Raw genomic sequence first — 14,716 nt, 5'->3', positions numbered from 1 at the left:
CTTATGTGGTTTATGCATCATAAACCGCTAAATAATTCATTTCCGTTTAGGTGCCGCGGCACGAAGCATCATTGCCATGCCTCAGGCCGTCGTCGCGCATCAAGCGGGAACCAAGGGTTACCGGCGAATGACCGCCGCGCTGTACGGCGCCGGCCTGGCCAGTTTCGCCGCGATGTACTGCACGCAGGCCTTGCTGCCGGCGTTGTCGGCCAGCTATCGAATCACCCCGGCCACCGCGGCGCTGACGGTCTCCTTGACGACGGGGATGTTGGCGCTGTCGATCATCCCGGCGAGCGTGCTCTCCGAGCGGTACGGGCGCATCACCGTGATGCTCGCCTCGGGGATAGCGTCCAGCGTCATCGGGATGCTGCTGCCGTTAAGCCCCACGCTCGGCGTGCTGCTCGCGGGACGCGCGCTGCATGGCGTCGCGCTCGCCGGCATACCCGCGGTGGCCATGGCTCTCCTCGCCGAAGAGGTGCACGCCTCGTCGCTCGGTTCGGCGATGGGCCGCTACGTTGCCGGGACCACGGTGGGCGGGCTGGCCGGGCGGATCGTGCCGTCGCTGGTCGTCGACGTCAGCAACTGGCGGGTCGCGCTGCTGGCGTGCTCCGCGGTGACGCTGGCCGGCACGGCCGTATTCGCGCTTCTGGTGCCCAGGTCGCAATTCTTCACGCCGAAGGCGGCGAGCGTGCGGGCCACCATGCACAACCTTGCCGCCCATATGCGAAACCCCGTGTTGCTGAAGCTGTTTGCGTTGGGCTCGGTGCTGATGGGCGGATTCGTCACGGTCTACAACTACCTCGGCTACCGACTGACCGAGCGGCCCTTCGGATTGGCGCCCTCGGTGGCCGGCCTGTTGTTCGTCCTGTATCTCGTGGGTACCTGGACGTCGGTCGTGGCGGGGCGGCTCGCGGACCGCAGGGGGCGCCGGTTCGTGCTGGGCGCCGCGTTGCCGATCACCGTGACCGGCCTGTTGCTCACCGCCCCGCATGCACTGGCCGTGATCGTCATCGGTGTGGGCGTGTTCACCGGTGGATTCTTCGCTGCGCACACCGTTGCCAGTGGCTGGGTGGGCGCAATCGCGCACCGGGACCGCGCCGAGGCGTCCGCGCTGTACCTGTTCAGTTACTACCTTGGCGGGTCGGTGGCCGGCGCGCTCGGTGGTCTCGTCTACGGCGTCGGCGGCTGGTCGGCGACGACGTGGTTTGTCGGCGGGCTGCTCGTGGTCGGCTCGCTGCTCGTCGCACTGTTGGTGCGGGAGAACGGATCCCGCGCCAATGGCTTCGCCGGATCGATGGCCACCGCTCAGTGACCCACCCGCTGCGCTAGCCCCGGAATCAGCCGGGAGGCGTCCCGACGCACACGCCGCCGGCGCACGCACCCGCGCCGCCCGGTCCGGCGGAAGCCCCGGCGCCCGGCACGCCCGCGCTGGCCCCACCGGGTCCGGCGCCGGCGCCCGATCCGCCCGGGCCGGCGGTGGTGGCGCCGCCCGGCCCGACGTCGGGACCGCTACCCGGGCCGCCGGGTGCCGGTGCCCCCGGGGCTGTGGTCGTGACGCTCGCCGGCGTCGTGACGGTGGTGGTGACGGTCGAGGTGCTGGGGCTCTTGTTGTTGTTGCTCGAGCATCCCGCGGACAACGAGCTCAGGGCAATCGCCGCGGCGATTCCCGCGGCGACCGAAACACGGCGGGCAGTTCCACTACCGGTCATGTCAAAGCCAATCTCTGAGGGGTCAAGTTCTTTGTCGCTGTACCCAATTCGACTCGAGACCAATCATCGGGTCAGCGGGTCAACCGGCGACGCGAGCCGGGTGGGACGCTCGTGCCCACGCAGGGTCACCGTGTCGCCCAAAGACCAACGCGCCCGCTCGTTTTCACTCGCACGCTCGACGGCGTCGGCCGTCGCGAGCATCCGGCTCGAGTGCGACTTGGCCAGCTCACACAGTCGTGCCGCCTCGTTGACCGGTTCACCGATCACCGTGTACTCGAAACGTTCCCTGGCGCCGACATTTCCGGCGACGGCTTGACCCGCGGCCACACCGATGCCGGCCGAGAGCTCGGACATTTCATTGGCCAGTCGGTTGGTAATGCAGCGGGCGGCGGCCAGCGCCTCGTCCTCCGGAGAATCGAGACGGTTCGGCGCGCCGAAGATGGCCAGGGACGCATCGCCTTCGAACTTGTTGACCAGTCCGCGGTGGCGGTCCACTTCCTCGACGACGATGGCGAAGAACTGGTTGAGCACACTGACGACTTCGGCCGGGGGTCTGTTGGTCACCAACTGCGTGGACCCGACGATGTCGATGAAGACGACGGCCACATGGCGTTCCTCGCCGCCCAGCTTCGGCATCTCGCGTTCGGCCGCCAGCGCCACCTCGCGGCCGACATGGCGGCCGAAAAGATCGCGCACCCGTTCGCGCTCCCGCAGGCCGTCGACCATGGCGTTGAAGCCGCGCTGCAACTCTCCGAGTTCGGTGCCGTCGAATACCACTAAGTCGCCGCGCAGGTCGCCCCTCTCGACTCGCTGCAGCGCCGCCTGCACGACTCGAACCGGCGTCGCGGTGAGCCAGGCCAGGATCCACATCAGGATGCAGCCGAAAATCAGCGCGGCCGACGACACGATCAGCACACCGACCGCGAACTGGGTCTGGGTGAGATTGTTCAGCCACACCTCGAACAGCGCCAGGAGCGCGATGCCGATGACGGGAACGCCCGAACCGAGAAACCACACCGTCATGGTTCGGCCCATGATCCCCGACGCCAGGCGCCGCGGCGGCGGACCCGCCTCGAGCGCCTGAGCCGCCACCGGACGCAGTGCGAACTCGGCGAGCAGATAACTGCCGGTCGCCACGAGGACGCCGCAGAAGCTCACCCCGACCAGGAAACGGGGGATGAACATCGTGTTGACCAGCCCGTAGAGGACCGAATACAGCACCGCCCCGGTTCCCCACAAGACAAGGTCGACCAAGGCGATGCGCCACGGGGCGATGAACGTATTGCGTTCATCCTCGCGAGTCGGAGTGCGCTCCTCGATCGCCCAGCGCAACGCGAGGACGGTTCTGCGGGTGATCCACACGGTGCCCACCGTCAGCGCCAGGACGATGTAGGCGGGGGAAATCCCGAAGGTGAGCCACGCCGGCGCGTCGTCGAAGATGCTCGGCGCGGGGATGGCGATGGTTACCAGGATCAGTCCGGCGCCGATCCCGAGCAGGTTCGCTCCCAGAACGAGGACGGTCATGATGATCTGGATGCGTATCCGGCGCCGGCCCTGGCTTTCCGACACCCGTCCGAGCAGCAGGGAGCCGTACGCCGGCGTCGCCGGTAGGCGGCCGCTCTGACGGGTGATCCGCTCGAGCACCCGGCCTATTCGCTGTGCCACGGACTGGTGGGCCGACATGGTGGCGTCAGCCTAATTTGTCGGCCACGCTCTAAGGTGACTTGGGTGCGTCTAGTGATCGCTCAATGCACCGTTGACTATGTCGGCAGGCTCACCGCGCATCTGCCCTCCGCCCGCAGGTTGCTGCTGTTCAAGGCCGACGGATCGGTCAGTGTGCACGCCGACGACCGCGCCTACAAGCCGCTGAACTGGATGAGCCCGCCGTGCTGGCTGACCGCGGAGCCCGGTGACGCGTCCCCGGTGTGGGTGGTCGAGAACAAGGCCGGCGAACAGCTGCGCATCACCGTCGAGGAGATCGAACACGACTCCAGCCACGAGCTCGGCGTCGATCCCGGGCTGGTCAAGGACGGCGTCGAGGCGCACCTGCAGGCGCTGCTCGCCGAGCACGTGCAGCTGCTGGGTGAGGGATACACGCTGGTTCGCCGCGAGTACATGACCGCCATCGGGCCCGTCGACCTGCTCTGCCGTGACGAACGGGGTGGCTCGGTGGCGGTGGAGATCAAGCGACGCGGCGAGATCGACGGCGTCGAACAGCTCACCCGGTATCTGGAGCTGCTCAACCGCGACACCGTGCTCGCGCCGGTAAAAGGTGTGTTCGCCGCACAACAGATCAAACCGCAGGCCCGCACGTTGGCCACCGATCGCGGGATCCGTTGTTTGACATTGGATTACGACAAAATGCGCGGGATGGACAGCGACGAATACCGGCTGTTCTGACTGTCCGCCACTAAGCTGATCGCATGGCTCGGCGCCGTATCCCGCCACGCCGGCAGCGGCCCCCGGCGCCGCCGCCGGCACTGCGTCGGGTGGAGCGCGGGCCCGATGGTCACGAGTACGAAGTCCGTCCCGTCCCGGCGGCCCGCGCGGTCAAGACCTATCGGTGCCCCGGCTGTGATCACGAAATACGTTCCGGCTCAGCACATCTGGTGGTGTGGCCGACCGATTCGACACCCGCGGGAGGCCCCGGTCAGATCGAGGACCGTCGGCATTGGCACACGCCGTGCTGGACGCACCGCGCTACCCGCGGTCCAACCAGGAAATGGTCGTGAAATACCGGTCTCAGGCGGCCGGTTCGACGAGTTCGATCAGAACTCCGCCGCCGTCCTTGGGGTGGATGAAGTTGATCCGGGAGTTTGCCGTGCCGCGACGGGGTGCTTCGTAGATCAGGCGCACACCCTGCTCGCGGAGTTGCTCGACCAAGGTGTCGAGGTCACTCACCCGAACGGCCATCTGCTGGATGCCCGGGCCGCGCTTGTCGAGGAACTTCGCGATCGTCGAGGACTCGTCGATCGGGGCCATCAACTGGATCTGTGCGGTGCCCGCCGGGGCGCCGCGCACGGCCAGCATGGCTTCGCGGATTCCCTGCTCCTCGTTGACTTCCTCGTGCACCAGGATCATGCCGAGGGTGTCGTGGTACCAGGCGATGGCGGCGTCCAGGTCGGCGACTGCGATGCCGACGTGATCGATCGCCGTCACCAGTGAGGTGGCCAGGATCTGACGGGCGTCAACTTGATCGGTCGTCATCACATAACGGTAACCTGACGGCAAAGATTGCGCTTCCCCGGGAGGCCGAACCGGCCATCGGCGCAGGGTTAGGAGATAGTCATGACGACGTCGGTGATCGTTGCTGGAGCACGGACCCCGATCGGCAAGCTGATGGGTTCGCTGAAGGACTTTTCCGCCAGCGATCTGGGGGCCATCGCGATCGCGGGCGCGCTGGAAAAGGCCAACGTGCCGGCCGCCGCGGTCGACTACGTGATCATGGGCCAGGTGCTGACCGCCGGGGCCGGGCAGATGCCGGCGCGTCAGGCGGCCGTCGCGGCCGGCATCGGCTGGGACGTTCCGGCGCTGACCATCAACAAGATGTGTCTGTCCGGCATTGACTCCATCGCGCTGGCTGACCAGCTCATTCGCGCCGGGGAGTTCGACGTGGTGGTGGCCGGCGGCCAGGAGTCCATGACCAAGGCGCCGCACCTGCTGATGGACAGCCGCTCGGGCTACAAGTACGGCGACGTGACGGTGCTGGACCACATGGCCTACGACGGCCTCCACGACGTGTTCACCGACCAGCCGATGGGCGCGCTCACCGAGCAGCGCAACGACGTCGACAAATTCACACGGCAAGAGCAGGACGAGTTCGCTGCGCGGTCCCACCAGAAGGCGGCCGCGGCCTGGAAGGACGGCGTCTTCACCGACGAGGTGGTGCCGGTCAACATCCCGCAGCGCAAAGGTGATCCGCTGCAGTTCACCGAGGACGAGGGCATCCGGGCCAACACCACCGCCGAGTCGCTGGCCGGCCTCAAGCCGGCGTTCCGCCGCGACGGCACCATCACCGCCGGTTCGGCCTCCCAGATCTCCGATGGCGCGGCCGCCGTTGTGGTGATGAGCAAGGCCAAGGCCCAGGAGATGGGGCTGACCTGGCTGGCCGAGATCGGCGCGCACGGCGTGGTCGCCGGGCCGGACTCCACCCTGCAGTCGCAGCCGGCGAACGCGATCAAGAAGGCGCTCGGCCGTGAGGGCATCTCCGTCGACCAGCTCGACGTCATCGAGATCAACGAGGCGTTTTCCGCGGTGGCGCTGGCGTCGACCCGCGAACTGGGCGTGAACCCCGACCTCGTCAACGTCAACGGCGGCGCGATCGCCGTCGGGCACCCCATCGGGATGTCCGGGGCGCGGATCACGCTGCATGCCGCCCTGGAGTTGTCACGACGCGGCTCCGGGTACGCCGTAGCGGCGCTCTGCGGGGCCGGTGGGCAGGGCGACGCCCTGATTCTGCGCGCGGGTTAGCCAGAGTTCGGGGCTGTCGTCGAGGTTGCTGGGGCGACGCGCCGATGACGAATTGTGATCTTCGTCATATTTGCCGATCACGACCTTTTTCGGTGTGCTTTTTCGCCGGATGGAATCGCCGTCTGAGTGCCGCCGCGACCGGGTGGATGGGTAGCCCATCCACATGACAAACTTGACGGCGTGACACGTCCGCGACCTTCTATCGGCCCCGCCCTGGCTGGTGCGGTCGACCTCTCCGCTCTCAAGCAGCGGCCCCAGCCTGCGGGCCCTCCCGGAGGGCCCGCGCCGTCGGCGGCCGAGGGTGACGCCGGAATCATCGCGGTCACCGAGGCCAACTTCGAGGCCGAGGTGCTGCTGCGGTCCGAGGAAGTGCCCGTCGTCGTGTTGCTGTGGTCACCGCGCAGCGACGCGTGCGTCCAGTTGCTCGACACGTTCGCCGGCCTAGCCGCTCAGGACAACGGCAAGTGGTCGCTGACGACGGTCAACGTCGATGTCGCGCCCAGGGTCGCGCAGATCTTCGGTGTCGACGCGGTCCCGACCGTGGTTGCGCTGGCCGCCGGTCAGCCGATATCGAGTTTCCAGGGAATGCAGCCGACCGAACAGCTGCGCGGCTGGTTGGATCAGATCCTCTCGGCGACCGCCGGAAAGCTCAGGGGCGCAACGGGTTCCGGTGAGCCCGAGGAGGTCGACCCCGAGGTTGCCGCGGCCCGTCAACAGCTGGAAGACGGCGACTTCGAGGCGGCCAAGGTGTCGTACCAGTCGATCCTGGATGCCAACCCGGCCAACGCCGAAGCCAAGGGCGCGATTCGCCAGATCGAATTCCTCACGCGCGCAACCGCGCAACGCCCGGACGCCGTCGCCGTGGCCGATGCCGCGCCCGGTGACATCCAAGCCGCCCTGGCGGCGGCCGACGTGCAGATCCTCAATCAGGATGTCGGCGCCGCCTTCGACCGCCTGATTGCCTTGGTGCGCAGCACATCCGGGGACGATCGCACTTTGGTGCGCACCCGGCTGGTCGAGCTCTTCGAGCTGTTCGACCCAGCAGATCCCGAGGTTGTCGCCGGACGGCGAAACCTCGCCAACGCGCTGTACTGAGACCCGGCGTTACTCTGGCTCGAGCCACAGCGCCGACGTGGGAGGCAGCACCAGCAGCACCGAGGCCGGCCGGCCGTGCCACGGGTCCTCGGTGGCATCCACGCCGCCCATGTTGCCGATCCCCGAACCGTTGTAGGCGGTCGCGTCGGTGTTGAGCACCTCGCGCCAGCGGCCGGCCAACGGCAGGCCCAGTCGGTATCCGTCGTGCTCGGCGCCGGCGAAGTTGAACACGCACGCCATCACCGAGCCGTCCTTGCCGTAGCGCAGGAAGCTCAACACGTTGTTGCCCGAGTCGTTGGCGTCGATCCAGGAGTAGCCGTCGGGCACGGTGTCCTGGCTCCACAGCGCCGGATGACTGCGATAGATGTCGTTGATGTCGCGCACCAGGCGCAGGACCCCGTTGGAGAATCCCTGCTCGTCGAGCTGCCACCAATCCAGGCCGCGTTCTTCCGACCACTCGGCGCGCTGCCCGAATTCCTGTCCCATGAACAGCAACTGCTTGCCCGGGTGCGCCCACTGGTAGGCGAGCAGGCTGCGCAACCCGGCCGCCTTGACGTGATTGTTGCCCGGCATCCGGCCCCACAGCGTGCCCTTGCCGTGCACCACCTCGTCATGGCTGATCGGCAGCACGTAGTTCTCGCTGAACGCGTAGAGCATCGAGAAGGTCATCTCGTGGTGGTGGTAGCTGCGGTGGATCGGATCGCGGCTGATGTAATCGAGCGTGTCGTGCATCCAGCCCATATTCCACTTCATCGAAAAGCCCAGGCCGCCAAGGTTTGTCGGCCGTGTCACGCCGGGCCAGGAGGTCGACTCCTCGGCGATGGTGACGATGCCCGGGGCGGTCTTGTGCACCGTCGCGTTCATCTCCTGCAGGAACTGCACGGCCTCCAGGTTCTCCCGGCCGCCGTAGATGTTGGGGGTCCAGCCGCCTTCGGGGCGCGAGTAATCCAGGTAGAGCATCGAGGCGACCGCGTCCACCCGCAGGCCGTCGATGTGGAACTCTTCGAGCCAGAACAGCGCGTTGGCCACCAGGAAGTTACGGACCTCCCGGCGGCCGAAGTCGAATACGTAAGTGCCCCAATCGAGTTGCTCCCCGCGCTTCGGGTCGGAGTGCTCGTAGAGCGGCGTGCCGTCGAACCGGCCCAGGGCCCACGCGTCCTTGGGGAAGTGCGCCGGCACCCAGTCCACCAGCACGCCGATGCCGGCCTGGTGCAAGGCGTCGACCAGCGCGCGGAACTCGTCCGGCGTGCCGAACCGGGATGTCGGCGCGTAGTACGACGTCACCTGATAGCCCCATGATCCGGCAAAGGGGTGCTCGGCGACCGGCAGCAGCTCGACGTGGGTGAAGCCGTGTTCCACGACGTAATCCGTCAGCTCGCGGGCCAACTGCCGGTAGTTGAGCCCGGGGCGCCAGGAACCCAGGTGCACCTCATAGGTGCTCATCGGCTCGAAAACCGGGTTGCGCTGCGCGCGTTCGGTCATCCAGTCGGCGTCTTCCCAGGTGTAGTTGCTACGCGTGACCCGCGAGGCGGTGTGCGGCGGCACCTCGGTGGCGAACGCCATCGGGTCGGCCCGCTCGGTCACGACGCCGTCGGCGCCGTGCACGCGGAACTTGTACAGGCCGTCGAGCGGAAACCCGGGCCAGAACAGCTCCCAGACACCCGATGAGCCCAGGGCCCGCATCGGCGCTTCGCCGCCCGTCCAGCCGTTGAACTCACCGATCAGGTTGATGCCCTTGGCGTTCGGCGCCCACACCGCGAACGACACACCGGTGACCACACCGTCGGCCGTGGTGAACGAGCGGGGATGTGCGCCAAGGACTTCCCACAGCCGTTCGTGGCGTCCCTCCCCGAACAGGTGCAGGTCGACCTCGCCCAACGTCGGCAGGAAGCGGTATGCGTCGGCGACGACGTACGGCTCGGCACCCTCGTAGGTGATCTGCAGCCGGTAGTCGATCAGGTTGACGAACGGCAACACGACGGCGAAGAGGCCGGAATCGATGTGCTGCATCGGGAATCGGTCGTCACCGACCAGCGCGACGACTTCGGCCGCGTGCGGCCGGTACGCCCGAATGACGGTGTGATCGCCGTATTCGTGGGCGCCCAGAATGCTGTGCGGGTTGTGGTGGGTGCCAGCGACCAGGCGCGACAGGTCGGCCGGATCGGGCGCCAAGTGTGTCCGAGCGAGTTGGTCGGCTTGGCTCATGTCCCTTTCACCTCCGGTCCGTTTCATCGCCTGCGTAGCAGTGTCATTCGTGATTCATGCGGTATGAGTGGCATATTGATGATGTGCGCGACCGCCTGGCCGGGGTCGAGCCGGACGTAATTGGCCTGACCCCATTGGAATTCCTGTCCGGTGATCTCGTCGCGCACCCAAAAGCGCTCGTATGGCTCCATACCCAAAGCGGCCATATCTAAAAACAGTGTCGCCTCCTCGGCGCCGTACGCGTTGAGCGTGACCACCACCAAGACGCAGTCGCCGGTCACCGGGTCGAACTTGGAGTAGGCGATCAACGCGTCGTTGTCCACGCTGTGGAAATGGATGGTGCGCAACTGCTGCAGCGCGGGATGCAGCCGGCGAATTGCGTTGAGCTGCGTGATGAATGGCTCGAGCGACCGGCCTTCGGCGAGCGCACCCGCGAAATCGCGGGGCCGCAGCTCGTACTTCTCCGAGTCCAGGTACTCTTCGCTGCCCTCCCGCACCGCGCGGTGCTCGAACAGTTCGTAACCCGAATACACGCCCCACGCCGGCCCCATGGTCGCCGCCAGCACCGCGCGGATGGCGAACATTCCGGGCCCGTTGTGCTGCAGGATCGCGTGCAGAATGTCGGGGGTGTTGACGAACAGGTTGGGCCGGCGGAAGTCGGCCAGGTTGGCGATGTCGTTGCCGAACTCGGTCAGCTCCCACTTCGCGGTGCGCCAGGTGAAGTAGCTGTAGGACTGGGTGAAGCCCAGTTTGGCCAGGCCGTACTGGCGGGCCGGCGGTGTGAAGGCCTCGGACAAGAACAGCACGTCGGGATCGATGGCCTTGACCGTGGCGATCAGCCAGGCCCAGAAATCCGGTGGCTTGGTGTGCGGGTTGTCGACGCGAAAGAACTTGACGCCGTGGTCCATCCAGTGCCGGACCACTCGAAGCACCTCGTCGTAGAGTCCGGCCGGATCGTTGTCGAAATTGATCGGATAGATGTCCTGGTATTTCTTCGGCGGGTTTTCCGCGTAAGCGATGGTGCCGTCGGGCAATTCGGTGAACCAGTTGCGGTGGTCGCGCGCCCAGGGGTGATCCGGCGCGCACTGCAGCGCCAGGTCCAGCGCCACCTCCATGCCCAGCTCGCGCGTCGCGGCGACGAAGGCGTCGAAATCGTCGATGGTGCCCAGATCCGGGTGCACGGCGTCATGGCCGCCCTCGTCGCTGCCGATCGCCCAGGGCGATCCCACATCTCCGGGGGCGGCGGTGGGAGAGTTGTTGCGGCCCTTGCGATGTACCTTGCCGATCGGGTGAATCGGCGGCAGGTAGACGACGTCGAATCCCATTGCCGCGATGCGCGGAAGCTGGGCGGCGGCCGTGGCGAAGGTGCCGTGCACGGGGTTGCCCTCGGCGTCCCACCCGCCGGTCGAGCGGGGAAACATCTCGTACCAGGAGCCGAACCGGGCCAGTGGCCGGTCCACCCAGACTCCGTACTGCTCGCCGCGGGTGACCAGGTCGCGCAACGGGAAGTCGGCCAGGATTTCCTCGATCTCCGGTCCCAGCGCCAGCGCGGTCCGGGTCACCGGGTCGCCGGGCTTGCGCAACGCGGTGGCCGCGGCCAGCAGCGGTTCGCGCAGCGCGCGCGGCACGCCCGTCGCCGCGCGCTCGAACAGCCCCGCGCCGACCAGAAGATCGTTGGACAGTTCGGTCTCGCCCTGACCTGCGTCCAGTTTCGCGACCACCCCGTGGCGCCACGAGTGAATCGGGTCGCCCCACCCGTCGACCCGGAATGTCCACAGCCCGACCTGGTCGGGGGTGAACTGACCGTGGAAAACGTAGGGCTCCAGGCCCATCGTCATCGGCAGCAGCAGCGGTTTGATCCGTTGCTGGTCCACCTTGCCGTCGCGTTGGGTCACCGGCTTTTCCGGGGCCTGGACCGCCTTGACGCGGCGGGTCTCGGTTACCTGCGGATAGCCGGGCCCGAGGTAGCGCACGACCAGGGTCGCCGCAACCGCCTCGTGGCCTTCCCGCCACACCGCGGCGCTGACCGGCACGACTTCGCCGACCACGGCTTTCGCGGGATATGCGCCACAGGAAACGACCGGCTGGACGTTATCGATCTCGACACGACCGGGCACCACCACTCCGTTCCGATTGTGGGCGGCCGATCCCGCGGTGTGCTCCATGCGGAATGCCGCTCGTCGGGAAACTTCCTGTCGTGGGGAAACTTTCTGTGCGGGGCGGCATCGTTGCGACCCCGATAACTACCCGATACCCACCCTAGTCTCCGGTCACACACCGGCGCGGAAAAGCGCCCCTTCCCGCCGCAGTGCGCGGGCCGGGAACCTCAGTAAGGTAGGAACGCGTGAAAGCCCTCCGCCGGTTTACCGTCCGTGCTCACCTTCCGGAGCGCCTGACCGCGCTGGACCAGCTGTCGACCAACCTGCGTTGGTCGTGGGACAAACCCACCCAGGAGCTTTTCGCGACCATCGACCCCGAGCTCTGGGAGCGGTGCGCGAGCGATCCGGTGGCGTTGCTGGGCGCGGTGAACCCGGCGCGGCTCGACGAGCTGGCGATGGACGAGGCGTTCCTGGGCCGGCTCGACGCGCTGACCGCCGATCTGAACGATTACCTGAGCCGCCCGCTGTGGTACCAGCAGCGGCAGGAGCAGGGCGCCGAAATGCCCGCCGCAATCGCCTACTTCTCGATGGAGTTCGGCATCGCCGAGGTGTTGCCCAACTACTCCGGTGGCTTGGGAATCCTTGCCGGTGACCACCTGAAGTCCGCGTCGGATCTGGGCGTGCCGCTGGTGGCGGTGGGGCTCTACTACCGATCCGGCTACTTCCGTCAGTCGCTGACCGCCGACGGCTGGCAGAACGAGACCTACCCGTCGCTGGACCCGCAGGGTCTGCCGTTGCGCCTGTTGACCGATGCGACCGGCGAGCCCGCCCTGGTCGAGCTGATGCTGCCCGACTCCGCGCAATTGCACGCCCGGATCTGGGTCGCGCAGGTGGGCCGGGTTCCGCTGTTGTTGCTGGATTCCGACGTCCCGGAGAACGAGCACGACCTGCGCAGCGTCACCGACCGCCTGTACGGGGGCGACCAGGAACACCGGATGAGGCAGGAGATCCTGGCCGGCATCGGCGGAGTGCGGGCGATCCGCGCTTTCACCGACATCCACGGCCTGCCCGCACCCGAGGTGTTCCACATGAACGAGGGCCACGCGGGCTTCCTGGGAGCCGAACGTATCCGCGAGCTGATGACCGGTCCGGGATTGGACTTCGACACCGCGCTGACCGTGGTGCGCTCCAGCACGGTGTTCACCACCCACACCCCGGTGCCGGCCGGCATCGACCGGTTCCCCATCGAGATGGTGCGGCTCTACTTCGACGACCACGCCGACGACGAGGCGGAATCGCGCGAGAAGGCCGCGACATCCGATGGCACGCCCGTGCTGCTGCCGGGCGTGCCAACGGCCCGCATCCTGGCCCTCGGCGCCGAGGACGACCCCACCAAGTTCAACATGGCGCACATGGGTCTGCGGCTGGCCCAGCGCGCCAACGGTGTGTCGTCGCTGCACGGCCGGGTGAGCCGGTCGATGTTCAACGAACTGTGGCCCGGCTTCGACGCGAGTGAGGTGCCGATCGGCTCGATCACCAACGGAGTTCACGCGCGCACGTGGGCGGCGCCGCAGTGGCTGCAACTGGGTCGCGAGCTGGCCGGGTCGGATTCGTTCAGCGATCCGGGGGTTTGGCTGCGCCTCAAGCAGGTTGACGCGGGCCACCTGTGGTGGATCCGCTCGCAGCTGAGGTCCCTGCTCGTGGACGACGTCCGGCAGCGCCTCCGTCGCTCTTGGCTGGAACGGGGCGCCTCGGACGCTGAATTAGGTTGGATCGCAACGGCATTCGATCCGGAGGTGCTGACCATCGGGTTCGCTCGGCGAGTGCCGACCTACAAGCGGCTGACGCTGATGCTGCGTGATCCGGATCGGCTGGAACAGCTGCTGCTCGACTCGGAACGGCCGATCCAGTTGATCGTGGCGGGCAAGTCGCACCCGGCCGACGACGGGGGCAAGGCGCTGATCCAGCAGGTGGTGCGCTTTGCCGACCGGCCCGCGGTGCGCCACCGCATCGCGTTTCTGCCCGACTACGACATGTCCATGGCGCGGCTGCTGTATTGGGGCTGCGACGTCTGGCTGAACAATCCGCTGCGGCCGTTGGAGGCTTGCGGCACTTCGGGAATGAAGAGCGCACTCAACGGCGGGCTGAACCTGTCCATCCGCGATGGCTGGTGGGACGAATGGTACGACGGCGAAAACGGTTGGGAGATACCGTCTGCCGACGGTGTGGCCGACGAGGACCGGCGCGACGACCTGGAGTCTAGCGGGCTCTACACGTTGCTGGAAGAGGCTGTGGCGCCGAAGTTCTACGAACGCGACGAACACGGCGTGCCGCCGCGCTGGATCGAAATGGTGCGCCACACGGTGCAGACGCTCGGTCCAAAAGTGTTGGCGTCGCGCATGGTGCGCGACTACGTCGAGCAGTACTACACGCCCGCGGCGCAGTCGCTGCGCAAGACGATCGCACCAGCCGACGACGCGGCGGGCGGCGGCGAGTTCGGCGCGGCCCGTGAGCTGGCCGCCTACCGCCGGCGCGCCCAGCAGGCCTGGCCCAAGATCGTCATCACCGACGTGGACAGCACCGGCCTGCCGGACAGCCCCGTGCTCGGCTCCAAGCTGACCTTGACCGCCACCGTGCAGCTGGCCGGCCTGGCGCCCGACGAGGTCACCGTCCAGGCGGTGGTGGGCCGCGTCGACTCCAGCGATGCGCTGCTGGAGCCGATCACCGTCGAGATGTCCTACACCGGCACCGCCGAGGGCGGTAACCAGGTCTTCTCGACGACGACGCCGCTGCCGCTCGCGGGATCGGTCGGCTACACCGTGCGCGTGCTGCCGCACAACCCGATGCTGGCGGCCAGCAACGAGCTCGGCCTGGTCACGCTGGCCTAGGCGCTCGACAACGAGCCAAAGCGGGTAAAGCGCTGTCGACGTACTGCATTGTCTTCGCGCGCAATGGTTTTCGCGGCCAGCCGCGGCCGGCGCTGTTCGGCGGCTTTGAGGGCAACGTGAGGTATCCAGTGGTGCCGGCCGGATCGTTGCCGTGCTCCGCCGCGGATCGGGCGACGCTCGCTAATTTTCACAACAGTAATTAGTAGATTTTGGAACTCAGCACGGGCGGTTGAGCGACAATTGCCACGCG

At 67.3% G+C, this 14,716-nt stretch carries 11 protein-coding genes; 6 read left to right on the top strand and 5 right to left on the bottom strand.

The window, feature by feature from the left end:
• The first annotated feature begins 76 nt into the window (after window positions 1-76).
• Window positions 77-1,312 (top strand): MFS transporter, encoded by a 1,236-nt coding sequence (locus A5708_RS04020; protein ID WP_231117805.1) that lies wholly within the window; start codon window positions 77-79, stop codon window positions 1,310-1,312.
• A 25-nt stretch (window positions 1,313-1,337) separates the two neighbouring features.
• Here A5708_RS04020 and A5708_RS04015 read toward each other — a convergent pair whose 3' ends face one another.
• Window positions 1,338-1,709, bottom strand: coding sequence for a hypothetical protein (locus tag A5708_RS04015; protein WP_065027382.1), 372 nt, complete (start codon window positions 1,707-1,709; stop codon window positions 1,338-1,340).
• 63 nt (window positions 1,710-1,772) lie between these two features.
• Window positions 1,773-3,392, bottom strand: a complete 1,620-nt coding sequence (locus A5708_RS04010) for an adenylate/guanylate cyclase domain-containing protein (RefSeq protein WP_065027381.1) — start codon at window positions 3,390-3,392, stop codon at window positions 1,773-1,775.
• 45 nt (window positions 3,393-3,437) lie between these two features.
• Between A5708_RS04010 and nucS the strand changes: the two genes are divergently transcribed.
• Together nucS and A5708_RS25920 are read left to right on the top strand one after the other, a co-directional pair.
• Window positions 3,438-4,109 carry an endonuclease NucS gene (gene nucS / locus A5708_RS04005; protein WP_065027380.1) on the top strand — a complete coding sequence of 224 codons (672 nt, stop codon included), beginning with the start codon at window positions 3,438-3,440 and terminating at the stop codon, window positions 4,107-4,109.
• Window positions 4,110-4,132: 23 nt separating this feature from the next.
• Window positions 4,133-4,441 (top strand): hypothetical protein, encoded by a 309-nt coding sequence (locus A5708_RS25920; protein ID WP_081292810.1) that lies wholly within the window; start codon window positions 4,133-4,135, stop codon window positions 4,439-4,441.
• Window positions 4,442-4,451: 10 nt separating this feature from the next.
• Here the strand turns inward: A5708_RS25920 and mce are convergent, their stop codons facing one another.
• A complete protein-coding gene (gene mce / locus A5708_RS04000; protein WP_081292809.1) occupies window positions 4,452-4,919 on the bottom strand; it encodes a methylmalonyl-CoA epimerase in 468 nt (155 codons plus the stop codon).
• 78 nt (window positions 4,920-4,997) lie between these two features.
• On the opposite strand from mce, the gene A5708_RS03995 reads away from it, so the two are divergent.
• Window positions 4,998-6,179: an acetyl-CoA C-acetyltransferase gene (locus tag A5708_RS03995; protein WP_065027378.1), complete on the top strand. Its 1,182-nt coding sequence runs from the start codon at window positions 4,998-5,000 to the stop codon at window positions 6,177-6,179.
• Between the two features lie 180 nt (window positions 6,180-6,359).
• Complete coding sequence (locus A5708_RS03990; protein ID WP_065027377.1) at window positions 6,360-7,274, top strand: tetratricopeptide repeat protein; 915 nt, start codon at window positions 6,360-6,362, stop codon at window positions 7,272-7,274.
• 9 nt (window positions 7,275-7,283) lie between these two features.
• Here the strand turns inward: A5708_RS03990 and glgB are convergent, their stop codons facing one another.
• Both glgB and A5708_RS03980 read right to left on the bottom strand, forming a co-directional pair.
• Window positions 7,284-9,479, bottom strand: a complete 2,196-nt coding sequence (glgB, locus tag A5708_RS03985) for a 1,4-alpha-glucan branching protein GlgB (RefSeq protein ID WP_065027376.1) — start codon at window positions 9,477-9,479, stop codon at window positions 7,284-7,286.
• A 23-nt stretch (window positions 9,480-9,502) separates the two neighbouring features.
• Window positions 9,503-11,596: an alpha-1,4-glucan--maltose-1-phosphate maltosyltransferase gene (locus tag A5708_RS03980; RefSeq protein ID WP_231117808.1), complete on the bottom strand. Its 2,094-nt coding sequence runs from the start codon at window positions 11,594-11,596 to the stop codon at window positions 9,503-9,505.
• A 227-nt stretch (window positions 11,597-11,823) separates the two neighbouring features.
• Here A5708_RS03980 and glgP point away from each other — a divergent pair, with 227 nt between their 5' ends.
• Window positions 11,824-14,466: an alpha-glucan family phosphorylase gene (gene glgP / locus A5708_RS03975; RefSeq protein WP_065027375.1), complete on the top strand. Its 2,643-nt coding sequence runs from the start codon at window positions 11,824-11,826 to the stop codon at window positions 14,464-14,466.
• Window positions 14,467-14,716: the final 250 nt, after the last annotated feature.

Origin of the sequence: Mycobacterium colombiense (assembly GCF_001672755.1) — a bacterium.
Lineage (GTDB): Bacteria > Actinomycetota > Actinomycetes > Mycobacteriales > Mycobacteriaceae > Mycobacterium > Mycobacterium colombiense_C.
The sequence above is the reverse complement of the archived record's forward strand: the minus strand, read 5'-3'. Positions and strand labels throughout refer to the sequence as shown.